Below are 24,668 nucleotides of genomic sequence, written 5' to 3'. Positions count from 1 at the left end.
GCCTCTTGATATTTCAGGTTAGAAACTATTTCTCAATTAACATATATCGGATGAGTCCCTTCTGAATTTTTGTCATTGTCCGGTGTTAACCTTGCCTGTCGTGCGGTGAAATCGTCACCCATCCTCATCCAGTACACTACCTTTAAGTGGCGGCGATCACACTTTTTCGCTCATCCCCACTACTCCTCCCTGCCTAATCCAGAGTGGGATGAGGAAGGTCAACATTGAGCCTGGCAAACTAGCGATAACGTTGTATTTTACCAAAGGACCCGGAACTCCTATGTCACAGCCTACCTTCAATCAAGAGCAATTTCAGGCAGCCCTGACGCGTCAGTGGCAGCATTTCGGTTTACTGTCAGCTCACGAGATGACGTCTCGTCAATGGTGGCACGCCGTCAGTGGCGCACTGGCGGAACTCCTCAGTGCACAACCTGTGGCGAAACCGGCGAAAAATCAGCGCCATGTGAACTACATCTCCATGGAGTTCCTGATTGGTCGCCTGACGGGAAATAACCTGCTTAACCTGGGCTGGTATCAGGCGGTGAGCGACGCGCTGAAGGCGCACGACGTCAACCTGACCGATCTGCTGGAAGAGGAGACTGACCCGGCGTTGGGCAACGGGGGATTAGGGCGTCTTGCCGCCTGCTTCCTGGACTCGATGGCGACAGTGGGGCAGTCTGCCACCGGCTACGGTCTGAACTATCAGTACGGTCTGTTCCGTCAGTCGTTTGCCGACGGTCAGCAAATGGAAGCGCCGGATGACTGGCATCGCGGTAGCTATCCGTGGTTCCGTCATAATGAGCAGCTTGATGTGCAGGTCGGTATTGGCGGCAAGGTGACAAAAGAGGGCCGCTGGGAACCCGGCTTTGTTATTACTGGGCAGGCATGGGATCTGCCGGTGCTGGGCTACCGTAACGGCGTGGCGCAACCGCTGCGTCTGTGGCAGGCCACCCATGCGCATCCGTTTAACCTGACCAAATTTAATGACGGCGATTTCCTGCGTGCAGAACAGCAGGGGATCGACGCCGATAAACTGACCAAAGTGCTTTACCCGAACGACAACCACACGGCGGGTAAGAAGCTGCGTCTGATGCAGCAATACTTCCAGTGCGCCTGCTCGGTAGCCGATATTCTGCGCCGCCATCATCTGGCTGGCCGTAAACTGCATGAACTGGCGGATTACGAAGTCATTCAACTGAACGATACCCACCCGACGATTGCGATTCCGGAACTGCTGCGTGTGCTGCTTGACGAACACCAGATGAGCTGGGATGACGCCTGGGCAATCACCAGCAAAACCTTCGCTTATACCAACCATACCCTGATGCCAGAAGCGCTGGAGTGCTGGGATGAGAAGCTGGTGAAGGCGCTGCTGCCGCGCCACATGCAGATTATCAAAGAGATTAACGATCGCTTTAAGACGCTGGTCGATAAAACCTGGCCTGGCGACAAGCAGGTTTGGGCGAAGCTGGCGGTGGTCCACGACAAACAGGTGCGCATGGCGAACATGTGCGTGGTCAGCGGCTTTGCGGTTAATGGCGTTGCTGCGCTGCACTCCGATCTGGTGGTGAAGGATCTGTTCCCGGAATATCACCAGCTTTGGCCGAACAAATTCCATAACGTGACCAACGGCATCACGCCGCGCCGCTGGATCAAGCAGTGCAACCCGGAACTGGCCGCATTGTTTGATAAAACGCTGAAGAAAGAGTGGGCGAACGATCTCGACCAGTTGATCAACCTTGAGAAGTACGCCGACGATGCCAAATTCCGCAAAACCTGGCGTGATATCAAGCAGGCGAATAAGGTGCGTCTGGCCGAGTTTGTGAAGGTCCGCACCGGGATTGAGATTAACCCGCAGGCGATTTTCGACATTCAGATTAAGCGTCTGCACGAGTACAAGCGTCAGCACCTGAACCTGCTGCATATCCTGGCGCTGTATAAAGAGATCCGCGAAAACCCGCAGGCAGAACGCGTGCCGCGCGTCTTCCTGTTTGGCGCGAAGGCGGCACCGGGTTATTACCTGGCGAAAAACATCATTTTTGCCATTAACAAGGTGGCGGAAACCATCAACAATGACCCGAAAGTCGGCGACAAGCTGAAAGTGGTATTCCTGCCGGATTACTGCGTGTCGGCGGCAGAAATGCTGATTCCGGCGGCGGATATCTCCGAGCAGATCTCCACGGCGGGGAAAGAGGCTTCCGGTACCGGCAATATGAAGCTGGCGCTCAACGGCGCGCTGACGGTCGGTACGCTGGACGGCGCGAACGTGGAAATTGCCGAGAAAGTGGGTGACGAGAATATCTTTATCTTTGGTCATACCGTGGAAGAGGTGAAGGCGCTGAAAGCCAAAGGTTACGATCCGCTGAAATGGCGCAAGAAGGATAAAGTGCTCGATGCCGTGCTGAAAGAACTGGAAAGTGGGAAATTCAGCGGCGGTGACAAGCACGCCTTTGACCAGATGCTGCACAGTCTGGGCAAGCAGGGTGGCGATCCGTATCTGGTGATGGCGGACTTTGCGGCCTACGTTGAGGCGCAGAAACAGGTGGATGTGTTGTATCGTGACCAGGAGGCCTGGACGCGTGCGGCGATCCTGAACTCCGCGCGCTGCGGTATGTTCAGCTCGGATCGCTCCATCCGCGATTATCAGACCCGAATCTGGCAGGCAAAACGCTAAGGAAGAGCGATGGATAACAAACGTCTGGATAATGCCGCGCTGGCGGCGGGGATCAGTCCCAATTATATCAATGCCCACGGCAAACCGCAGTCAATTGGTGCCGAAACCAAGCGACGTTTGTTGGATGCTATGCACCATACCGCCCCCGCCACAAAAGTGGCGGTGACGCCGGTGCCGAATGTAATGGTCTACACCGCAGGCAAAAAGATGCCGCTGGCGGTGGAAGGACGCGGTGAATTCAACTGGTTGTTGACCACCGAAGAGGGAGAGCAGTTTAAGGGGCATGCCACTGGCGGTAAATCCTTTAATCTGCCGACAAAGCTGCCGCTGGGCTATCACACGCTGACGTTGACGCAGGATGAATTGCGACACCATTGCCGCGTCATCGTGGCGCCAAAACGTTGCTACGAGCCGCAGGCGCTGCTGGATGGAGAAAAACTCTGGGGTGCCTGTGTTCAGTTGTATACGCTGCGTTCAGAACGCAACTGGGGGATTGGTGACTTCGGCGATCTGAAGTCGATGCTGGTGGATGTGGCGAAGCGTGGAGGGGCGTTTATCGGTCTTAACCCGATCCATGCGCTCTATCCGGCAAACCCGGAAAGCGCCAGCCCGTACAGCCCATCTTCGCGCCGCTGGCTGAACGTCATTTACATCGACGTGAACGCCGTGGACGATTTTCACCTGAGTAAAGAGGCGCAGGCCTGGTGGCAGAGTCCCGCCACGCAGAAAGCGCTGCAACAGGCGCGGGATGTCGAATGGGTTGATTATTCCACCGTCACCGCGCTAAAAATGACGGCGCTGCGCATGGCGTGGAAAGGGTTTTCCGCGCGCGATGATGAGCAGATGGCGGCGTTCCGGGCGTTCGTTGCTCAGGAAGGCGATAGCCTGTACTGGCAGGCGGCGTTTGATGCGCTGCATGCCCATCAGGTGAAAGAGGACGAACTGCGCTGGGGCTGGCCGGTCTGGCCGAAGGCTTATCAGTCGATTGATTCGCCGGAGGTGAAAAAATTCTGCCTCGAGCATCGTGATGAGGTGGATTTCTGGCTCTGGCTGCAATGGCTGGCATACACTCAGTTTGCCGCCTGTTGGGAGACCAGTCAGGGCTTTAAGATGCCGATTGGCCTGTATCGCGATCTGGCGGTGGGCGTGGCGGAAGGCGGGTCGGAAACCTGGTGCGATCGCGAATTGTATTGCCTGAAAGCCTCCGTTGGCGCGCCGCCGGATATTCTCGGTCCGCTCGGTCAGAACTGGGGCCTGCCGCCGATGGATCCGCATATCATCACGGCGCGCGCCTATGAACCGTTTATCGAACTCCTGCGGGCGAATATGCAAAGCTGCGGCGCGCTGCGTATCGATCACGTCATGTCGATGCTGCGTCTGTGGTGGATCCCCTACGGTGAGACCGCCGACCACGGCGCCTATGTTCACTATCCGGTAGACGACCTGCTGTCGATTCTGGCGCTGGAAAGTCAGCGTCATCACTGCATGGTGATTGGTGAAGATCTGGGTACCGTTCCGGTGGAGATTGTCGGCAAGCTGCGAACCTGCGGCGTGTACTCTTACAAAGTGCTCTATTTCGAGAACGACCATGAGAAGAACTACCGTGCGCCGAAAGCGTATCCGGAACAATCAATGGCTGTCGCGACGACGCATGATCTTCCTACGCTCAAAGGCTATTGGGACAGCGGCGACCTGACGCTCGGTAAAGCGCTGGGGCTGTACCCTGATGAGGTGGTGCTGCGCGGACTGTATCAGGACCGTGAGCGGGCGAAGCAGGGGCTATTAGATGCGCTGCATAAATACGGCTGTCTGCCAAAACGGGCCGGACATAAGGCCTCGCTGATGGCGATGACGCCGACGCTCAATCGGGGTATGCAGCGTTATATTGCCGACAGTAACAGCGCATTATTAGGGTTGCAGCCGGAAGACTGGCTGGATATGGCGGAACCGGTCAACATTCCGGGGACCAGTTCACAGTACAAAAACTGGCGTCGTAAGCTTTCCGCCACGCTTGAAGCGATGTTTGCTGATGAACGGGTGAACAAGCTGATTAAGGATCTGGATAAGCGGCGAAAAGCGGCCGCGAAGAAGAAGTGAAAAAGCCGGGGATTTCCCCGGCTTTTTTATGGTGACAACACGTAGGCCTGATAAGCGCAGCGTCATCAGGCCATTCTGGTGAACATTGCCGGATGGTGGCTTTGCCTTAACCGGCCTACAAGGTGTTTCGGTTAAACCACTGTTCCCAGTAGCAGACACCCAATCAGGCCGCAGACAGAGATAATGGTTTCCAGCATCGACCAGGACTTGATGGTCTCGCCGATAGTCAGGTTAAAGTACTCTTTGAACAGCCAGAAGCCGGGATCGTTCACGTGAGAGAAGATGACGCTACCGGAACCGACGGCAATAACCATCAGCTCAGGGCTGACGCCGGTGGTGGCGATCAGCGGTGCGACAATCCCACCTGCGGTAATAGCGGCAACGGTAGCCGAACCCAGCGCGATACGCAGTACAGCGGCGATAGACCATGCCATCAGCAGCGGAGAGATGTTGGTTTCGTTCATCATGGATGCAATGTATTTATCCACGCCACTGTCGACCAGTACCTGCTTGAACGCACCGCCACCGCCGATGATTAACAGCATCATCGCGATAATTTTGATGGAAGAGATCAGCGTATCGTTAATCTGATCCATCGAACGACCACGGTTCAGACCGAAGGTGAACATCGCGATCAGCACCGCAATCAGGGTTGCCATCACCGGGTCACCGAAGAACTCGGCAACGGGCAGGAAGGCGTGGCCTTTCGGCAGGATCATCTCTGCAATGGCGCGCATCGCCATCAGCACAACGGGAACCAGTGAAGTCCAGACGCTGACGCCAAAGCTCGGCATCTCTTCTTCAGAGAAGGTTTTCGCGCTGTACAGACCTTCCGGAATGGGTTTATCGATGCCTTTCAGGCAGCGGGCAAAGACCGGACCCGCCAGAATCACGGTCGGGATCGCCAGAATCGTACCGAACAGCAGGGTTTTACCCATATCAGCATGGAAAATGGTGGCGATAGCGGTCGGACCCGGGTGCGGCGGCAGAAAGCCGTGCGTCACGGAGAGCGCTGCAGCCATCGGTACCCCGACATACAGCAGCGGAATGTTGGCGGCGGCGGCAATGGTAAAGACCAGCGGCAGCATCAACACAAAGCCCACTTCATAGAACAGTGCAAAACCGACGGTGAAGCCCGTTAGTACCACAGCCCACTGAATGTGTTTCTTACCAAATTTTGCAATCAGCGTGGTGGCGATACGTTGCGCACCCCCGCAGTCTGCCAGCATTTTGCCCAGCATGGCGCCAAACCCCATAATCAGGGCAAGACTTCCCAGGGTACCGCCGACGCCGGCTTTGATGGAGCCAATAACTTTATCCAGCGGCATTCCTTGCATCAATCCAACAGCAAGCGCCACCAGGACGAGAGCGATGAAACCGTTCATTTTGAAGCGGATCATCAGGAGTAATAACAAGATTACACCGATAGCAACGATGACTAATGGCATGATTTACCTGGCCTTTCAATTTGTTATGGGTAACGTCAATGTTTTGACGACAAACTCCGTTTGTCCCAACCGGGAACAGAGACGTAACAGCACCTCGACGAATTACCCTTAAAACTATTTAGTTTAGTCGGATGTTAAGTGTGTGTTTGGTGCCCATATGAATGATACGGGTAACATAGGGTGATTGAGAATCACCCCAACAGGCAAAATTTAAATTATGAGAGGCAGGTCAAATTATCGGAGAGAGTGTTGCAGAAGACGTCGAGAGGTCGACGAGCCATTGCGTATTGCCCAATAAGCGCAAACGGCATCGGGCAATACGCGAACAGAGAACTTAGTAGTAAGAGTGTTCGCCGCGCTGGTGTTCGGTCAGATCGCGAACGCCTTTCAGTTCCGGGAACTCGTTCAGCAACTGCTTTTCGATCCCTTCTTTCAGGGTGACATCGACCATGGAACAGCCGTTACAGCCGCCGCCAAACTGCAGAATCGCGTAGCCTTCGTCGGTTATCTCCATCAGAGAAACACGACCGCCGTGACCGGCAAGCTGCGGGTTAATCTGCGATTGCAGCATATATTCCACGCGCTCCATCAGCGGCGCATCGTCAGCCACTTTACGCATTTTCGCGTTCGGCGCTTTCAGCGTCAGTTGAGAGCCCAACTGATCGGTCACAAAATCGATCTCAGCCTCTTCCAGATAAGGCGCACTCAGTTCATCAACATAAGCGGTCAGCAGGTCAAATTTCAGGGCGGTGTCAGTTGCTTCCACGGCGTCCGGCGGACAATAAGAAACACCGCATTCAGCGTTAGGTGTGCCGGGATTAATCACAAATACACGGATTTGCGTCCCTTCTTCCTGATTTGCCAGCAGTTTGGCAAAGTGCGCTTGTGCAGCATCGGAAATATGGATCATAGTAATGGCCTAATAGTTGACTATTTTAGTTGGTTATAATACGCCCATCATCGAGGCTCTACAAGGTTCGACACAGGCACCATACCTGGACAGTCGCCGCGCCGTTACGTAAAAGCAGCTGCGCTACCTCCGCGACGGTACTCCCGGTCGTGATGACATCATCCACAACAACCATATGGAGCCCCTTTACCGGCAATTCAAGGCGAAAGGCATTTTTCAGGTTACGCTTGCGCAATCTGGCGCTGAGATGGTGCTGAGTGGCGGTGGGACGAATGCGTGTGACGCTCCGACTGTCCCAGGGGCAGTGCAGCCAGCGGGACAGCGACTGGCACAACAGATCGCTTTGATTAAACCCTCTGCGCCAGTGGCGGCGCTGCCAGAGGGGGACGCTGATCAGCCTGTCCGGCAGGGGCAGCCTGGTCAGACGACGCGCCTGCAACACTTCCAGCAACAGAACGCGCGACAGCGCGGGGGCGATGTCGCTGCGTCGGGAAAACTTAAGCTGATGGATAAGTGTGCTGAGCGGCGGGGCGTAGTCGCTGACGGTAATCAGTCGCTGCCAGGGCGGCGGCTTTTGCAGGCAGCGACCACAGGGAAGCGTGGGATGTGCGCAGGGGAGTCCACATCGTGGGCAGAGCGGTTCGTGCCGACGCACTGCGCGTTCACAGACGGAACAGATCCCCCAACGACTGAGCGCCAGCGGCATTCGGCATAGCCAGCATAATCCCGGTACTGTTAGCATAGGTTCATCCTTGTTGGCGAAAAGAGAACAGTAACTGATGAATGACATCTGGTGGCAGACCCGTGGTGAGGGAAATTGTCATCTTGTGCTGCTGCACGGATGGGGACTCAACGCCGAGGTGTGGCATTGCATTAGCGAGGAACTGAGCTCGCATTTCACGCTGCATCTGGTCGATTTACCTGGCTATGGCCGCAGCCAGGGTTTTGGGGCCATGGCGCTTGAGGAGATGGCGGAACATGTGTTGAAGCAGGCGCCAGAAAAGGCTATCTGGCTTGGCTGGAGTCTTGGTGGACTGGTGGCAAGCCAGGTGGCATTAACCCATCCCGAGCGCGTTCAGGCGCTGGTGACCGTGGCATCATCACCCTGTTTCAGCGCGCGTGACGCGTGGCCGGGGATCAAACCCGAAGTCCTCGCAGGATTCCAGCAGCAACTCAGCGAAGACTTCCAGCGGACGGTGGAGCGTTTTCTGGCACTGCAAACGATGGGGACGGAAACGGCGCGTCAGGATGCCCGCGCGTTAAAGAAAACCGTACTGGCGCTGCCAATGCCGCCGGTGGATGTGCTTAACGGGGGGCTGGAGATCCTCAAGACGGTTGATCTGCGCGAGTCGCTGACATCGCTGACGGTACCGTTCCTGCGTTTATACGGCTATCTGGACGGACTCGTTCCCCGCAAGGTGGTGCCGCTGCTTGATGCGCTGTGGCCAGAGAGCGAATCGCTGATTTTTGCGAAGGCGGCGCATGCCCCGTTTATTTCGCATCCTGATGCGTTTTGTCAGGCGCTGGTGGCACTGAAACAAAAGTTGTAATACGAGGAAAAACGTCCGGCAAGTGTACCCCCTTGCCGGGCGTGAGATTAATGGTTTCGCGTGATCAAGTCATCGGCGGTGAGTCCGGTGATTCTGAGAATGGTGTGGCGGTCGATGCCATCAGTCAGCATGGTGGTAGCGATACGCAGTGCTTCCTCGCGTTTACCCTGCTGCAAGCCCTTTTCCAGTCCTTCTTGTAATCCATTGATATGACCCTCCTGAAGACCACTACAATGCCCTTCCTGACGTAATCTCTCGGCGATAGTCATCAAGCTCTCCTTGTGTTCGGGTAATCGTTCAGCCATGCCATGTATAAAATCGCGAAAGCGATCGGTGTCACCAGCCTGCAGCAGATAATTAAACAGGGCTTTCAGTTGGTTGTCATTAGCGTGCCCCGTAATAAGCAGAGTCGCCAGTTTTTCCACTAATCCCATTAAATCCCGCTTCCGGATATGCTTTTGTACCAGTTCCAGTAGTGCCACACGACGATGTTGCATAATCTCGTCATCAGGAACGACGGTAATATCCACCAGTGGTAAAGCTGCACCATACAGTCGTCGTGCGGCTTCCGGGTCATCAAATTCGTCCAGCCAGCAGAGTGAAAAGGGGTAGGGGCTGACCGCACCGTGATAAAACAGCATGGGTATCACCAGAGGGAGCGTCTGGTGGCCGGCATCCAGATGTCGTTGCATTGCCGCAATGGCGTAGCGCATGAGACGGAATGCCATATGCGGATCTGCGGTACTCTGATGTTCAATAACGACATAGATATACCCCTCTCCTTCGCACGTTTTTAGTGACCACAGCACATCGCAATAGTACGCGCGCAATGCTTCCTCAATAAAACTCGTCGATTCCAGTTTCAGCGTCTGCAGGTCGCAAATCGAACGTAATGAGGCAGGAAGATGGAGTTGAAGAAAATCCTGCGCGGTCGCCGGGTGGCTCAAAAATGTTTTGAAGATTGCATCGTGCGGTGTCGCGCTGGAGGCCGTATTCATGGCGATCCCTCACCGGAATAAAAGATGGCGTGACTCTATCTGGCAGGAGGGGAGAAAGCATCCCCCTGTTGTTAACGATGCGAAGAGGGCAGGAGGAAATCGTTGTCTTGCTGAACGTGATTTAGTTTTGTGGAACCCGGTACGCAAAATGCCGGATGGCGACGTTTACCGCGCCATCCGGCTTAAACTTAACGCAACGCCCACCATTCACGCAGGCAGGCTTTGCCTTCCGGGCAACTTTTGCAGCTTCCGGAAAGACAACCGTCAGGCTCTTCCTGAATCCGCATGGCTTTACCCATCGTTTCCAGTTGATTGAGCATGGCGTCGATCATTGGCTGCGGGGTATGCAAAGTACGGCTGATTTGCTCTGCCTCCATGCGTCCCTGCAAAGCCAGTAAATCGCGAACCTGAATTAGCGAGGCCATTGTGACACCTTAGTGGCAATCGCCGGTGGTCGCGCTGGCACAGCAGTCGCTGGCATTTTTCCGCGTTGCCAGCAGGTTGACATTCACCCGGCTCCGCGCCCGGCGCAACAGCCCCAGTACCACAACGTTAAACAGGATCACGGCCAGGATGCAGACCAGACTGTAGCGCGGGTGCTCGCTGTAGCTGGCAACCTGGTAGAACACGGTCGACAGCGAGTAGGCGATGTTCAGACCCCACAGGATGGAGAAACCCATCCAGCCGCGGCTGGATTCACGGGCAATTGCCCCCATTACCGAGATGCACGGAACGTACAGCAGGACGAAAATCAGGTAGCTGTAGGCTGCTGCCGCGCTGCCAAATTTCGCATCCATTACGCCCATTGCGCCGGTCGCCATTTCGCCGTCGCCTTTGCTGGCTTCGATAGGGTTCGCCAGCACGCTCAGGCTAAAGGTGTCTTTCAGGCTCTGCCAGGTTTCATCCAGCGCGCTCAGCAGTTCATCACCCAGATTAAATTCAGCCGGATTAAACGCCTCATCCTGAATATTTTCCGCGGTATAGAGCGTGTTGAGCGTGCCGACCACCACTTCTTTTGCCATCGCGCCCGTGAACAATCCGACCGTTGCCTGCCAGTTGTCTTCATGCACGCCGATCGGCTTGAAGATAGGGGTGATGACGCGGCTGACGGAGGCCAGCGCGGAGTCGTTGATGTTATCGACAATCTTGCCGCTCAGCGAGAAGCTGTTAAACGCGCTCAGGAAGATGCTGACGATGACGATCACTTTACCGGCACGCAGCACAAATCCTTTCAGGCGCTGCCAGGTCTGGATAATCAGACTCTTGATATGTGGGACGTGATAAACCGGAAGCTCCATGACAAACGGAGAAGCTTCGCCACGCATGATGGTGTGTTTGAGCATCAGACCGGTGAGTACCGCCATCACAATGCCCAGCACGTACAGCGAGAAAACCGCCAGTGCGCCATTTTGCCCGAAGAAGGCCGCAGCAAACACGGCGAAAATTGCCAGTCGCGCGCCACAGGACATGAACGGCGCCATCATAATCGTCATCAGACGCTCGCGTGGCGCATCCAGGGTACGAGCCCCCATCACCGACGGTACGTTGCAGCCGAAGCCGACAATCAGCGGGACGAACGATTTACCCGGCAGACCCAGCGCCTGCATCAGACGGTCCATCACAAACGCCGCTCGCGCCATGTAACCGGAGTCTTCGAGGAACGAGAGGAACAGGTACATCATGCCGATCTGCGGGACCAGCGGCAGAACGGTATTAATCCCACCGCCAAGCCCTTGTGCGAGGAAGATGGTCAACCAGTCCGGGAAATGGAGGGTATAGCCAATCCACTGAATACCGTGAATAAAGATCGCCACAGAGCCAGCATCAAAAATCGGAGCCAGCGCGCCGCCAATGTTAATGGCAAGCAGGAACATCAGGTACATCACAAACAGGAAGATTGGCAGACCGAGAAAACGGTTGAGGATGATTCTGTCCACCGCCGTGGTAAAGCGGCTGGGCTCTGCCGTCAGGGTGTTGCTCACCACGTCGCAGATCGCCGCAATGCACTGGTAGCGCGCATCGGCGATATGCAGCGCCGGGTCGTCCATTTCATCGCTCAGATGCGCCAGCGACATCTCCAGCTGCGCCGCGGCATCACCAGCGTATGCCCGGCTGTAGATATCCCCTTCCAGCATTTGCAGACCGAGCCAGCGACGCTGTTGTGCTGGCATCTCTTTTGCCATTGCGTTCGCCAGTTTATCGGCCTCACGCAGCAGCGGCCGGGCGTAATGCACCAGTTCGACGTTTTCATTTTTACTGTGGCGGTCAATCGCCAGCTTCAGCGCTTCGATACCGCGTCCGCGAGTGGAAACCAGCGGGACTACCGGACAGCCAAGACGGGTTGAAAGGGCGTCGATATCAATCCGGATTTGCTGTTTTTCCGCAATGTCGAGCATGTTGAGTGCGACAATGCAGGGAATGCCCAGCTCAAGCAGTTGCAGCGTCAGATAAAGGTTACGCTCAAGGTTTGAGGCATCTACCACGTTAATTAACAGGTCGGCGTCGCCGCTCAGAATGTAGTGGCAGGCAATCTGCTCATCCAGAGAGGTTTGTGAAGAGATGGTGGTGAGCGAATACGTGCCGGGCAGATCGACCAGCGTGACCTGATGGTCCGTGGTTGAGAATTGTCCCTCTTTACGTTCCACGGTGACCCCGGCCCAGTTGCCTACGCGTTGTCGGGCGCCGGTCAGTTGGTTAAACAGAGTCGTCTTGCCGGAATTTGGATTGCCAATTAAGCCAATGGTTAATTTTTTCATCGTTATAGACTCACTGTATTAACAGGAAACCGCTTCCACTTCTAATAATGCCAGGTCTTTTTTACGCAATACCAGGCTAACGCGACGTGTTTCAATATGAACGGGATCGCCTAAAGGAGCGACGCGCACCACGTTAAATGAAGAACCCGGAAGCATGCCGAGGGAAAGCAGTTTCTGACGGTATGCAGGACTTATTTCGCGGGCAAAGCCGGTAATTTTCCACGCAGTATCTGGAGTAAATTGCATAAGAACCTACTTGTTTCTTACTAACTGGATGTTTACCTCATGGGGCAAAGTGGCGCGGCATGAGACCAGATGATTAGCCAACGAAGGAAAGACTAAATATTCTACAATACAATGATAATGAGAATGGTTTTTATCTTCAACCGATTAAATGTGACGGAATGTTGGTTTGAATAATAATCTGCGTCATTTTTGATATGGCTCAAAAATAATAACCGCCAGGTGAAATGATTTGAATTCTTAATAAATTAAGGTTGTTAATGTTTAATTAAGGTTTCATCTGTTAATGAGGTGAAAAATAGAGTGAGGTAGTGAGAGCGAACCGTGTAAATATGCCGGATACGGTGTTTCCACCGCCATCCGGCGCTTCATCCAGACTTAACGTTTTTTACCCATTGCTGCCGCCAGCGCATCCATCATCGCGCTGTTGCCTGCGGGTTGCGCTTCACGACCACGCGGTTTTGCCGCTTTCGCTGCCGGACGGTCGTTTCCGCCGCCGCCGCGACGGGCATGGGTTTCACCCGGCTGTTCGTCCAGGCGCATCGTCAGGGCAATACGTTTACGCTGCAGGTCAACTTCCAGCACTTTCACCTTCACGATATCGCCTGCTTTCACCACGGTGTGCGGATCGTCGACGAACTTGTTCGACAGCGATGAGATGTGGACCAGACCATCCTGGTGAACGCCGATATCCACAAACGCGCCAAAGTTGGTGACGTTGGTGACCGCGCCTTCGAGAATCATCCCCGGCTGCAGATCGTTCATGGTTTCCACACCATCGGCAAACTGCGCGGTTTTGAACTCCGGACGCGGATCGCGCCCCGGTTTCTCCAGCTCTTTGATGATGTCACTGACGGTCGGGACACCAAACTTGTCGTCGGTGAAGTCGACGGCTTTCAGATTGCGCAGTTCGCTGCTGTTGCCCATCAGGTCTTTCAGGGCCTGTTGCGTCGCCGCCAGAATACGTTCTACGACCGGATACGCTTCCGGGTGAACCGTGGAAGCATCCAGCGGGTTATCGCCGTGGTTAATACGCAGGAAGCCCGCACATTGTTCGAAGGCTTTCGGCCCCAGACGGCTGACTTTCAGCAGTTGCTGACGATTCTGGAACTGACCGTTCTCATCGCGCCAGGACACGATATTCTGCGCCATCATGCGGGTCAGACCGGCCACGCGAGTTAACAGCGGAACTGACGCCGTGTTCAGGTCAACGCCGACGGCGTTCACGCAGTCTTCCACCACCGCATCCAGCTTACGGGCTAACTGCGTCTGGCTGACATCATGCTGATACTGACCCACCCCGATCGATTTCGGATCGATTTTCACCAGCTCAGCAAGCGGATCCTGCAAACGGCGCGCAATGGAGACCGCGCCACGTAGTGAGACGTCGAGGTCCGGGAACTCCAGAGCCGCCAGTTCCGACGCGGAATAGACTGACGCCCCGGCTTCGCTGACGATCACTTTCTGCGCGGTCACTTTCGGGAACTGCTTTTGTACGTCGAGGAAGAATCGCTCGGTTTCGCGCGAGGCGGTGCCGTTACCAATCGCCACCAGCTCCACGTTGTACTTTTCACATAACGCCGCCACCACCATGGCCGCTTTCGCTGCCTGACCGGTGTGGGGATAGATGGTATCAGTGGCGACCAGCTTACCGGTGCCATCCACCACCGCAACCTTCACGCCGGTACGCAAACCCGGATCGAGGCCCATGGTGGCGCGCAGACCCGCCGGTGCCGCCATCAGCAGGTCGTGCAGGTTACGGGCGAATACGTTGATCGCTTCGTCTTCCGCGCGTTCGCGGACGGTTCCCATCAGCTCTGTTTCGAGGTGCATCAACACCTTGATACGCCAGGTCCAGCTCACCACGCCTTTACGCCAGCTGTCAGCCGGCGCGTTGTTCAGGCGCAGGCCGAGGTGATCCATAATGATCTGTTCGCAGTGGCTCTCTTTCGGCGGCTCATCAAACTGCGGATCGGCATTCAGCGAAAGCTGCAACACGCCTTCATTACGACCCCGGAACATTGCCAGTGCACGGTGAGAAGGCACGGATGCGATCGGCTCATGATGATCGAAGTAGTCGCGGAACTTCGCGCCTTCTTCTTCCTTGCCGCCGATCACGCTGGCAACCAGATGGGCATTTTTCCACAAATACTCACGCACCTTCGCCAGCAGCGCGGCGTCTTCTGCAAAGCGTTCCATCAGGATATAGCGCGCGCCATCGAGGGCGGCTTTCGTGTCCGCCACGCCGTTGTCAGCGTTGATAAATTTGGCGGCTTCGGTTTCCGGATCGTGTGACGGCTCGTTCCACAGCAGGTCGGCCAGCGGTTCGAGACCGGCTTCAATCGCTATCTGTCCACGGGTGCGGCGTTTGGGTTTATACGGGAGATAAAGGTCTTCGAGCTCGGTCTTACTTAACGTGCCGTTGATGGCGTTGGCCAGCTCATCGGTCAGTTTGCCTTGCTCGGAAATGGACTTGAGAATGGCCTGACGGCGCTCTTCCAGTTCACGCAAATAGCCCAGTCGGGTCTCCAGATTACGCAGTTGCGTATCGTCCAGACCGCCGGTGATTTCCTTACGGTAACGTGCGATAAACGGCACGGTGTTCCCTTCGTCAAGCAGGCGAACGGCCGCGGTGACCTGGTCAGCCCGGGCCTGAATTTCACCCGCAATAATGCGGCAGAAAGAATCATTCATCATGGATTGGCTTCATCTACTGAGTAAAAAATCAGGGAACAGTTATACGGATTGACGGGCAAAAACGCCAGCCATAGAGCGGGGCTTCGGATTGTTCCTGCTCATTTTATGTATTCGATCGCGTTCACGTACCAGCTCGCTTCCCCACCTGGCGTGTTGACCACTGCGAGATCGCCGACCTCTTTTTTCAGTAGCGCGCGCGCCATCGGCGAGTCGATGGAGATGTAATCTTTGCGGCCGAAAATTTCATCGTAGCCGACAATCCGAAAACGGCGGATGTCGCCATCGTCATTCTCAATTTCTACCCATGCGCCGAAAAACACTTTGCCTTCCTGCTGCGGGGAGTAATCGACAATCTTCAAATTCTCCATGCATTTGGTCAGATAACGGACGCGTCGGTCGATCTCACGTAGCCGCTTTTTATTATACTGGTAGTCGGCATTCTCGCTGCGGTCACCCAGACTCGCCGCCCAGGTCACCTTCTTTGTGACTTCCGGGCGTTCTTCACGCCAGAGGTAATTGAGCTCGCTTTTGAGTTTTTCATACCCTTCCCGGGTGATCAGAGGCGTTTTCATCTTATTGATTACCTTTAAGTCTGTGACGATACGCACAATTCGTATTACGTCACCCTGCTAACAGAATAAATAATGCGCTGCGCGTTTCATTGTATACTTAAGCTGCTGTTAAATATGCTTTGTAACAATTTAGCCTGGAATTCATACCAGAATTCGCTGGTGGCGAACGTAAGCTTTTTTAAGAATACATACCTTCAATTGTTGCGAACCTTTGGGAGTACAAACAATGCAAGAGAACTATAAAATTCTGGTGGTCGATGACGACATGCGCCTGCGCGCGCTGCTGGAGCGTTATCTGACTGAGCAGGGCTTCCAGGTTCGAAGCGTCGCTAACGCCGAGCAAATGGATCGTTTGCTAACCCGTGAATCTTTCCACCTTATGGTACTGGATCTGATGCTGCCGGGTGAAGATGGCCTGTCTATTTGCCGTCGTCTGCGCAGCCAAAGTAACCCGATGCCGATCATCATGGTCACGGCGAAAGGGGAAGAAGTTGACCGCATTGTCGGCCTGGAAATCGGCGCCGATGACTATATCCCGAAACCGTTTAACCCACGCGAGCTGCTGGCGCGTATTCGCGCGGTGCTGCGTCGTCAGGCGAATGAACTGCCGGGCGCGCCTTCTCAGGAAGAGGCCGTCATTGCCTTTGGTAAGTTCAAACTGAACCTCGGAACGCGTGAAATGTTCCGCGAAGATGAGCCGATGCCGCTCACCAGTGGTGAATTTGCCGTGCTGAAAGCGCTGGTAAGCCATCCGCGTGAGCCGTTGTCCCGTGACAAGCTGATGAACCTGGCGCGTGGCCGTGAGTATTCCGCGATGGAACGTTCCATCGACGTACAGATTTCCCGTCTGCGTCGTATGGTCGAAGAAGATCCCGCGCATCCGCGTTACATTCAGACCGTATGGGGTCTGGGCTACGTCTTCGTGCCGGACGGTTCTAAAGCATGAGGCGAATGCGCTTCTCGCCACGAAGTTCATTCGCCCGCACGCTGTTGCTCATCGTCACTCTGCTGTTTGTCAGCCTGGTGACGACCTATCTGGTGGTGCTGAACTTTGCGATTCTGCCGAGTCTCCAGCAGTTTAATAAGGTCCTGGCCTACGAAGTGCGTATGCTGATGACCGATAAACTGCAACTGGAGGACGGCACGCAACTGGTGGTGCCTCCCGCTTTTCGTCGGGAAATTTACCGTGAGTTGGGGATTTCTCTCTATTCCAACGAAGCCGCCGAAGAGGCTGGGCTACGTTGGGCGCAACACTATGAATTCTTAAGCCATCAGATGGCGCAGCAGCTGGGCGGCCCGACGGAAGTGCGCGTTGAGGTCAACAAAAGCTCGCCGGTCGTCTGGCTGAAAACCTGGCTGTCGCCCAATATCTGGGTACGTGTTCCGTTAACGGAAATTCATCAGGGCGACTTCTCCCCGCTGTTCCGCTATACGCTGGCCATTATGCTTCTGGCGATAGGGGGGGCGTGGCTGTTTATTCGTATACAAAACCGACCCCTTGTGGATCTTGAACATGCCGCGTTGCAGGTGGGGAAAGGCATTATTCCGCCGCCGCTGCGTGAGTATGGCGCGTCTGAGGTGCGCTCGGTGACCCGAGCCTTCAACCATATGGCGGCCGGGGTGAAGCAGTTGGCGGATGACCGAACGCTGCTGATGGCAGGGGTCAGTCACGATCTTCGTACGCCGCTGACGCGCATTCGTCTGGCGACGGAGATGATGGGCGAAGAGGACGGTTATCTGGCGGAGTCTATCAACAAAGATATTGAAGAGTGCAACGCGATCATTGAGCAGTTCATCGACTATCTGCGTACCGGACAGGAGATGCCGATGGAGATGGCCGATCTTAACGCTGTGCTGGGTGAAGTGGTGGCGGCAGAAAGCGGCTATGAGCGTGAAATTGACACGGCGCTACAGCCGGGCAGCATTCAGGTGAAAATGCACCCGCTGTCCATCAAGCGCGCAGTAGCCAACATGGTGGTTAACGCGGCGCGTTATGGCAACGGATGGATCAAAGTCAGCAGCGGGACAGAACCTCATCGTGCGTGGTTCCAGGTGGAGGATGATGGCCCCGGCATTAAGCCTGAACAGCGTAAACACCTGTTCCAGCCGTTTGTGCGCGGGGACAGCGCGCGCAGCACCAGCGGTACCGGGTTAGGGTTGGCGATTGTGCAGCGTATCATCGATGCCCATAACGGCATGCTGGAAATTGGTACCAGTGAGCGGGGTGGGCTCTCCATCCGCGCCTGGCTACCGGTTCCTGTGGTTCGCGTCCAGGGAACCACAAAAGAGACGTAAAAAAAGGGAGGCGAAATGCCTCCCTTTGTTTTTCTGAATCGCCTGATGGCGCTGCGCTTATCAGGCCTACGTTTGTGTTGCGCCAGGCCTTATGCCGCCATCCGGCTCATTCGACTTACAGCTTCGGTCCGGCGCTGACCAGCGCTTCGCCTGCTGGCGTATCCGTGTATTTCTCGAAGTTCTCAATGAACAGTTTCGCCAGTGCGTTGGCTTTTTCCTGCCACTGTTCAGGAGAGCCGTAGGTGTTACGCGGGTCGAGGATATGAGTATCCACACCCGGCAACTCGGTCGGGATCGCCAGATCAAACATCGGCAGATTGAAGGTTTCCGCATCGTCCAGAGAACCGTTCAGGATGGCGTCGATAATGGCGCGGGTATCTTTGATGGAGATACGTTTGCCCGTACCGTTCCAGCCGGTGTTGACCAGGTAAGCCTGTGCACCTGCGGCCTGCATACGTTTCACCAGGACTTCTGCATACTGCGTCGGGTGCAGCGACAGGAATGCTGCGCCGAAGCAGGCGGAGAAGGTTGGCGTTGGCTCGGTGACACCGCGCTCAGTACCGGCCAGTTTGGCCGTGAAGCCAGACAGGAAGTGGTACTGCGTCTGGTTGGCTGTCAGGCGAGAAACCGGCGGCAGCACGCCAAAGGCGTCTGCGGTCAGGAAGATCACCTTCGTGGCATGACCGGCTTTGGAAACCGGCTTAACGATGTTTTCGATGTGGTAGATAGGATAAGAAACGCGAGTGTTCTCGGTTTTCGAACCGTCATCAAAATCGATAGTCCCATCGCCGCGAACGGTGACGTTTTCTAACAGCGCATCACGACGGATGGCGTTATAGATTTCCGGTTCCGCTTCTTTCGACAGCTTGATCGTTTTTGCGTAGCAGCCGCCTTCAAAGTTGAACACGCCGTCATCGTCCCAGCCGTGCTCGTCATCGCCGATCAGACGACGTTTCGGATCGGTGGAGAGGGTGGTTTTTCCGGTGCCGGAAAGACCGAAGAACACAGCAACGTCGCCTTTCTCACCCACGTTGGCAGAACAGTGCATTGATGCAATGCCCTTCAACGGCAGCAGATAGTTCATCACCGAGAACATACCTTTCTTCATTTCGCCGCCGTACCAGGTACCACCAATCAACTGGATACGCTCGGTCAGGTTGAAAGCGACGAAGTTTTCGGAGTTCAGACCCTGCTCTTTCCACTGTGGGTTCGTGCATTTCGCGCCGTTCATCACGATAAAGTCAGGTTCAAAACCTTCCAGTTCGTCATCGCTCGGGCGAATAAACATGTTCTTCACGAAATGAGCCTGCCACGCCACTTCAGTAATGAAGCGGACAGAAAGGCGGGTGTCGGCGTTCGCGCCACAGAAAGCGTCAACGATAAACAGACGTTTACCGGAAAGTTGTTTGGTCACTAGCCCTTTCAGGTGCTGCCAGGTTTCCTGGGACAGCGGTTTGTTGTCGTTCTTGCCTTTTCCTTTGTCAGACCACCACAGCGTGTCACGCGTGGTGTCATCACGAACAATGTACTTATCCTTCGGCGAACGTCCGGTGAAAATACCGGTATCAACTGCAACGGCACCCAGGTTCGTCAACACACCACGCTCGTAACCTTCCAGGCTTGGGTCTAGCTCTTCCTGGTAAAGGGTTTCATAGCTTGGGTTGTAAACGATATCCTGAACGTCGCTGATACCATAAGCCTTGAGATCTTGCGGGGTTAATCGTTTCACGCGCATATCACTGCTCCTTAGCCAATATGTATTACCTGAAATAATAAGGTCTTTTTTGGGGTGTTAACCGCGACAAGGCTCATAGATTTACTTATCTGGACAAAATCACGATTGACTGAAAACTCTGTGACTCCAGTCACGAAGCGGGGCTTATTATGGCAGGAATGATTTTTTAGTTGTGGAAAATGTTCCCAAAAGGTTAAAAATTAGTATTTTTCACGGGGATGTTGTGAGTGTAATCGCATTCATGTGGAAAATTAACAAAACGCTTACATGCAAAATATCGATTCACCACGAAAGAAAATTTTAGCAAAAAGTGCGGAATATTGTGCGGACGGTCGGAGACGCATTGCGTCGTCCGACCGGTTCAGGATGTCGATCAGTGAACCTGCGGATCGGCAGGGGAGGCGTTATTGCGGATCTCGGCAATATCCATGGCATTGAACAGGTAGTGACTCCCACAGTAGTCGCAATGCATATCGATTTCGCCTTCTTCCGCCAGAATGCTGTCCACTTCTTCGTCCGGTAACGTTTTCAGCGCGCCGGCACAGCGCTCGCGTGAGCAGGTGCATTTGAACTCAACGTCCTGCGGATCGTACAGGGTGACCTCTTCTTCGTGATACAGACGCCACAGCACCTCGTTGGCTGGCAGGGTCAGCAACTCTTCAGACTTGATGGTTTCGGTCAGCGTGGCCAGATGAGTAAAGTCATCCGTCTGCGCATCTTGTGCCGGCATCACCTGCAGCAGCATCCCGCCCGCAGCGGCTTTCCCGTCGACTTCGCCAGTACGAATGAACAGACGGGTCGGTAACTGCTCTGAACGCATGAAGTAATCTTCCAGACATGCCGCCAGCGTATCGCCTTCCAGTCCGACAACGCCCTGATAACGTTCGCCTTCTTCCGGCGTAATGGTAATCACCAGATAACCATTACCGACCAGAGTTTTCAGGTCTGCATCTTCCGGGATCTCGCCCTGAACACGCGCCACGCCGCGCATCTGCTGATTGTTGTTGCCGTTGATCACCGCAAGGCTCAGCGGACCATCACCCTGGAGCTGAACGGTAATGTCACCGGCGAACTTCAGCGTCGCCGTGAGCAGGCTGGTGGCGACCAGCAACTCAGCCAGCACGGTTTTCACGGGCTGCGGATACGTATGGTTTTCGAGGATCTGTTGCAGGGTTTCCGATACGGTTACCAGCTCGCCGCGCACGGCAAAGTTTTCAAACAGATAGCGGTGTAATTGGTCATGTTGCGGCATAATCATCTCTCTTGCGGGTGACAGTTACTCACTGTCGCCGTGTTTAAATCGTAACAGGTCGCGGCGTTCTTTTTTGTCCGGTCGCCTGTCCGGGTGCGGCATGGTCAGGGCGTTAAGCTTACGTGCCAGCGCCATTTTTTCGCGTTTTGCTACGCTTTCCGTCGTCTCTTCATAGAGAGTGACGGCTTCGCTGGCCGGGCGACGCTGCTCGGTGATCGCTTTGATCACCACCGTGCGCTCGTCATTGCCCTGACGCAGCGTTAGCGTGGCGTTCAGTTCGACGATCTTGCTCGGCTTGCTGCGCTGTCCGTTGTAGTGAACTTTTCCGCCGTCCACCATTTCGCGGGCCAGCGCGCGGGTTTTATAAAACCGCGCAGCCCACAGCCATTTATCCAGTCTGACCTCAACAGAGGGCTTCTCTTTCATGGCGTCTCCTTCACATCAGTGAGGGGATCAGTCGACGGTAGTCATTCAGTGACGGATGGCGCGCATACTGTTTTTCCGCAACGCCAGAGTCGGGGTTAGTCACGCCGAGGCAATAACGAATACCAAACTTCGCGGCAGCGTCGAGAATGGGTTCGCTGTCGTCGATAAACAGCGTTTTCTCTGCACGCATTCCCGTCTCTTCCGCCACGGCGCGCCATAACCGCTGATCCTCTTTGGGATATCCAAATGTGTGGGTAGAAAGTAATAAATCAAGGTGCGAGGCCAGACCGGTATGCTCCAGCTTCACGGCCAGATTATGCGGATGCGCGTTAGTGAGCAGAATCCGCCGCTTGCCGCAGGCTTTTAGCGCATCTAAAAAGGGGACCGTATCATCACGCAACACGGCACGCGGCCCCATTGCCGTGGTCATCGCGCAGATATCCAGACCCAGACGATCGCTCCAGTAATCAAGACAGTACCAGTTTAGCGTATGCTGCACGGCATGATATTCCTGACGGATACGATCCTGCGCTTCCTGTGGTGAGATCCCGTTCTGTGCCCCATAGGTTTCAGGCACCAGTTTTTGCCAGAAGTAGTTATCAAACGCCAGATCGAGCAGCGTGCCGTCCATGTCTAACAGAACGGTATCCACGTTCTGCCAGGCAATATCAATATGCATGGGAACTCTCCAGAATAAAACGCGATGCGGCACAGGGTAGCACACCCGGTGCCGCAGACATGTTATCAGATGAGGCTTTCCGGAGAGCTGATGAGCTTCGGATTCAGGCAGCTTTCATAGTACTGCTGAATCTCCATCAGACGGGTGCGATGGCGCTGATAGCGGCGGAAGGCCTGTACGCCATTATAGAGTGCGCAGGCCAGCATCGTCAGCATCAGCAGCGTGGTGCCGAGGTAACGCCACAAACCGGAACGATCGGGAATGCGATGCAGGCCGATATGCTGTGTGCCATTGGCGTCAGTATAAATATTGGTAACAATCCCTTCGGCGCTAAACGGCGTGTTCATCAACATTTGCGCCAGTCGCTGGAAGGCACTCCACTGCTCCTGCGCCGGGTAGTCATACAGCGATACGGTCGGCCAGGGTTGATCGACCAGATCGCTGCCTTCATCGCTGACGATCAGGAATCCACCGGGGGCGGGGCTGTTCAACGACTGGGCGGCGCGGGCCGTTTCGCGGGTAATAAAGGGCGCGGTCGAGGTGGTGACCAGATTGTCGAGCGATTCTGCGCTGACAGGACGCAGCAGAACGTTAACGCCGTCCAGTTTGCCTGCGTTGGCACGTTTCACCAGCGCACTCCAGTCTTTGCTGTTCCCCAGGTTGACCAGCGCATTTTTGAGGCGTACGCATTCATCTTCTGCCGCGCACAAATCAGCAGTTTTCAGGACGATATCGCCAAAGTCATCTAACAACACCATGCCAGACTTCTGAATGGCGGAACGCAAGGCGGCACTGACGCGGGAGTCCTCTTCCGGCTTTGGATGCAACTGACGGTTAACGGCCTGCGAGAGCGCGGTGGCTTTGTTCACCAGATCGGATTCCGGCAACGGCAGCGCGGGGGCGTCATTCCAGATGATTTGCGAGCAGTCAAACGGCATAAACGGTGAACTGGTTTGTGCGCTCCAGGTGCCCTGCGCATGAATATTACACATGCCCGTACCGCGAAGGTTCAGCGTGTCGCCGACGCGTACACCTGATTGTTCGAGCTGTTTTACGCTGGTCGCTTCGATGGTTTGTGCGCCCTTCATCCACGACAGCGTGAACTTAATCGGCATATCGAGCGGGATCCAGAACAGCAGCATGACCAGCACCAGCAGTGAACCTCCGGCGATAATCGTGCTGCGCACCCAGTGTTGCAGCGGGAAGTTTCTCACCTCGTCATGCAGGGATAAAAACCGTCCCTGACGCACAACGTGGCGATCGAGATAAATATCAATATCCGTTTGCTGACCGAGATCCTGCGCGATGTAAGGCTGCCAGTGAGTGGGATAAACCAGGTCGATAATCCCCAGCGAGATATTGTTTATCTGCTCCTGGTCATTTTCGCCAAACAGTCCCCAGCGGCGCGGCGTTCCACGCAGACAGTGAATTTCACGCAGCGCCGTTTTCGACGGCGGAGCGAATAGCCCCCACAATCCTGCTGCCAGCAACAGCACGGCTCCACCCACCATCCACGGTACAAAGACGTCCGGCGTCACCAGACAGAAAAAGAACAACAGGAAGGCGGCGACGATCAGCAGCGCTTCGCGAAAACCGGCCGGGCGACTGAGCGCATACTCTTCATGCGTCTCCTGACGAATATTCAACAGCTCAATCTGCTCGCTTTCTTCACCGCGAATCGACGCCTGTGTGGACGTGGTAGGCTGCAGCGCGTAACCGCGCGCCTCCTGCATATACTCTTGCAGGGAGTGACCATTCAGTGAGATCACCAGCGGCAGCGTGTCGGTGTGGATCAGTTCAACGCTGTTTTCATCATTAATGTACTGTTCCCAGAATGGCGGCAGGTGAACCTCAACGGAATCGAGGTAGTAGCGCCACTTATTCGGATCGTCTGTGGTGATGCCGTAGCGAGTGATTGAGTGGGTCAGAATGATGACGCTATTGCTTTCAGCATTCAGCGTCAGGGAAACCGGTGCCGCGCTGGCACCCGTCGGACCGGGCACCCGCTGGATTTGACTCAGGCTTTCAAGATAATTTTCAACGGCGCTGCGCTCTTCCGGCGTGAGCTTGCGCGTCGCCGCCTCTGAGAACGCGGTCGTCCACGGCAGTTTACGCCGTCTGGCCCGGACGTTAAGTCGCCACCAGGTCAGCAATGAGCAGACCAGCAACGCCGCTAAAAAAATCACAATGGTGCTCATGCTTTCCCCATCTTACTTAATCTGTCAGGCGTGGTCAGTCGCACCCTGTCACAATAAACGTGATTCCGTGGTTGGCTATCGGCAAGCATGGAGTTGAACTTGAGCATTTTTCAGCGCATCCCAGTGAATGCAGATGAT

The 24,668-nt window shown here is 55.1% G+C and carries 19 protein-coding genes; 5 read left to right on the top strand and 14 right to left on the bottom strand.

The annotated features are described in order from the left end of the window. Positions 1–280: 280 nt before the first annotated feature. Together malP and malQ are read left to right on the top strand one after the other, a co-directional pair. On the top strand, positions 281–2,674 hold the full coding sequence (malP, locus tag F384_RS18545) for a maltodextrin phosphorylase (protein WP_046491521.1): 2,394 nt from the start codon (positions 281–283) through the stop codon (positions 2,672–2,674). A 9-nt stretch (positions 2,675–2,683) separates the two neighbouring features. Next, a complete protein-coding gene (gene malQ / locus F384_RS18540) occupies positions 2,684–4,771 on the top strand; it encodes a 4-alpha-glucanotransferase (RefSeq protein WP_046491519.1) in 2,088 nt (695 codons plus the stop codon). A gap of 131 nt (positions 4,772–4,902) precedes the next feature. Here the strand turns inward: malQ and gntT are convergent, their stop codons facing one another. From gntT to gntX, 3 genes are all read right to left on the bottom strand, one after another. After that, on the bottom strand, positions 4,903–6,219 hold the full coding sequence (gene gntT / locus F384_RS18535) for a gluconate transporter (RefSeq protein WP_046491517.1): 1,317 nt from the start codon (positions 6,217–6,219) through the stop codon (positions 4,903–4,905). A gap of 334 nt (positions 6,220–6,553) precedes the next feature. After that, a complete protein-coding gene (nfuA, locus tag F384_RS18530; protein WP_046491516.1) occupies positions 6,554–7,129 on the bottom strand; it encodes a Fe-S biogenesis protein NfuA in 576 nt (191 codons plus the stop codon). Positions 7,130–7,187: 58 nt separating this feature from the next. Further along, a complete protein-coding gene (gntX, locus tag F384_RS18525; protein WP_046491515.1) occupies positions 7,188–7,871 on the bottom strand; it encodes a DNA utilization protein GntX in 684 nt (227 codons plus the stop codon). 37 nt (positions 7,872–7,908) lie between these two features. Between gntX and bioH the strand changes: the two genes are divergently transcribed. Further along, positions 7,909–8,679 carry a pimeloyl-ACP methyl ester esterase BioH gene (gene bioH / locus F384_RS18520; protein ID WP_046491514.1) on the top strand — a complete coding sequence of 257 codons (771 nt, stop codon included), beginning with the start codon at positions 7,909–7,911 and terminating at the stop codon, positions 8,677–8,679. Positions 8,680–8,726: 47 nt separating this feature from the next. Here the strand turns inward: bioH and F384_RS18515 are convergent, their stop codons facing one another. The 6 genes from F384_RS18515 to greB form a co-directional block, all read right to left on the bottom strand. Then, positions 8,727–9,677 (bottom strand): Rpn family recombination-promoting nuclease/putative transposase, encoded by a 951-nt coding sequence (locus F384_RS18515; protein ID WP_046491513.1) that lies wholly within the window; start codon positions 9,675–9,677, stop codon positions 8,727–8,729. A gap of 188 nt (positions 9,678–9,865) precedes the next feature. Then, on the bottom strand, positions 9,866–10,102 hold the full coding sequence (gene feoC / locus F384_RS18510; RefSeq protein ID WP_046491511.1) for a [Fe-S]-dependent transcriptional repressor FeoC: 237 nt from the start codon (positions 10,100–10,102) through the stop codon (positions 9,866–9,868). Positions 10,103–10,111: 9 nt separating this feature from the next. Further along, the gene (feoB, locus tag F384_RS18505; protein WP_046491509.1) at positions 10,112–12,433 is read right to left on the bottom strand and encodes a Fe(2+) transporter permease subunit FeoB; all 2,322 of its coding nucleotides are present in this window, start codon (positions 12,431–12,433) and stop codon (positions 10,112–10,114) included. 18 nt (positions 12,434–12,451) lie between these two features. After that, positions 12,452–12,679, bottom strand: coding sequence for a ferrous iron transporter A (gene feoA, locus F384_RS18500; RefSeq protein WP_012908346.1), 228 nt, complete (start codon positions 12,677–12,679; stop codon positions 12,452–12,454). Between the two features lie 375 nt (positions 12,680–13,054). Beyond that, complete coding sequence (locus F384_RS18495) at positions 13,055–15,373, bottom strand: Tex family protein (protein WP_046491506.1); 2,319 nt, start codon at positions 15,371–15,373, stop codon at positions 13,055–13,057. Between the two features lie 98 nt (positions 15,374–15,471). Then, positions 15,472–15,945 carry a transcription elongation factor GreB gene (gene greB / locus F384_RS18490; RefSeq protein WP_046491504.1) on the bottom strand — a complete coding sequence of 158 codons (474 nt, stop codon included), beginning with the start codon at positions 15,943–15,945 and terminating at the stop codon, positions 15,472–15,474. A 226-nt stretch (positions 15,946–16,171) separates the two neighbouring features. Between greB and ompR the strand changes: the two genes are divergently transcribed. Beyond that, the gene (gene ompR, locus F384_RS18485) at positions 16,172–16,891 is read left to right on the top strand and encodes a two-component system response regulator OmpR (protein ID WP_001157751.1); all 720 of its coding nucleotides are present in this window, start codon (positions 16,172–16,174) and stop codon (positions 16,889–16,891) included. Beyond that, positions 16,888–18,240, top strand: a complete 1,353-nt coding sequence (gene envZ / locus F384_RS18480) for a two-component system sensor histidine kinase EnvZ (RefSeq protein WP_046491340.1) — start codon at positions 16,888–16,890, stop codon at positions 18,238–18,240. Before ompR ends, envZ begins: the two co-directional genes overlap by 4 nt. Positions 18,241–18,355: 115 nt before the next feature. On the opposite strand, the gene pckA is transcribed toward envZ, so the two are convergent. The 5 genes from pckA to igaA form a co-directional block, all read right to left on the bottom strand. Beyond that, positions 18,356–19,975 (bottom strand): phosphoenolpyruvate carboxykinase (ATP), encoded by a 1,620-nt coding sequence (pckA, locus tag F384_RS18475; RefSeq protein ID WP_046491338.1) that lies wholly within the window; start codon positions 19,973–19,975, stop codon positions 18,356–18,358. Positions 19,976–20,348: 373 nt separating this feature from the next. Further along, a complete protein-coding gene (hslO, locus tag F384_RS18470) occupies positions 20,349–21,227 on the bottom strand; it encodes an Hsp33 family molecular chaperone HslO (protein WP_046491336.1) in 879 nt (292 codons plus the stop codon). A 24-nt stretch (positions 21,228–21,251) separates the two neighbouring features. After that, complete coding sequence (hslR, locus tag F384_RS18465; protein ID WP_046491335.1) at positions 21,252–21,653, bottom strand: ribosome-associated heat shock protein Hsp15; 402 nt, start codon at positions 21,651–21,653, stop codon at positions 21,252–21,254. 10 nt (positions 21,654–21,663) lie between these two features. Beyond that, positions 21,664–22,332, bottom strand: coding sequence for a GMP/IMP nucleotidase (yrfG, locus tag F384_RS18460; protein WP_046491333.1), 669 nt, complete (start codon positions 22,330–22,332; stop codon positions 21,664–21,666). A 65-nt stretch (positions 22,333–22,397) separates the two neighbouring features. After that, the gene (igaA, locus tag F384_RS18455) at positions 22,398–24,530 is read right to left on the bottom strand and encodes an intracellular growth attenuator protein IgaA (RefSeq protein ID WP_046491331.1); all 2,133 of its coding nucleotides are present in this window, start codon (positions 24,528–24,530) and stop codon (positions 22,398–22,400) included. Positions 24,531–24,668 lie beyond the last annotated feature (138 nt).

This window comes from Citrobacter amalonaticus Y19 (genome assembly GCF_000981805.1).
Classification (GTDB): domain Bacteria; phylum Pseudomonadota; class Gammaproteobacteria; order Enterobacterales; family Enterobacteriaceae; genus Citrobacter_A; species Citrobacter_A amalonaticus_C.
The sequence above is the reverse complement of the archived record's forward strand: the minus strand, read 5'-3'. Positions and strand labels throughout refer to the sequence as shown.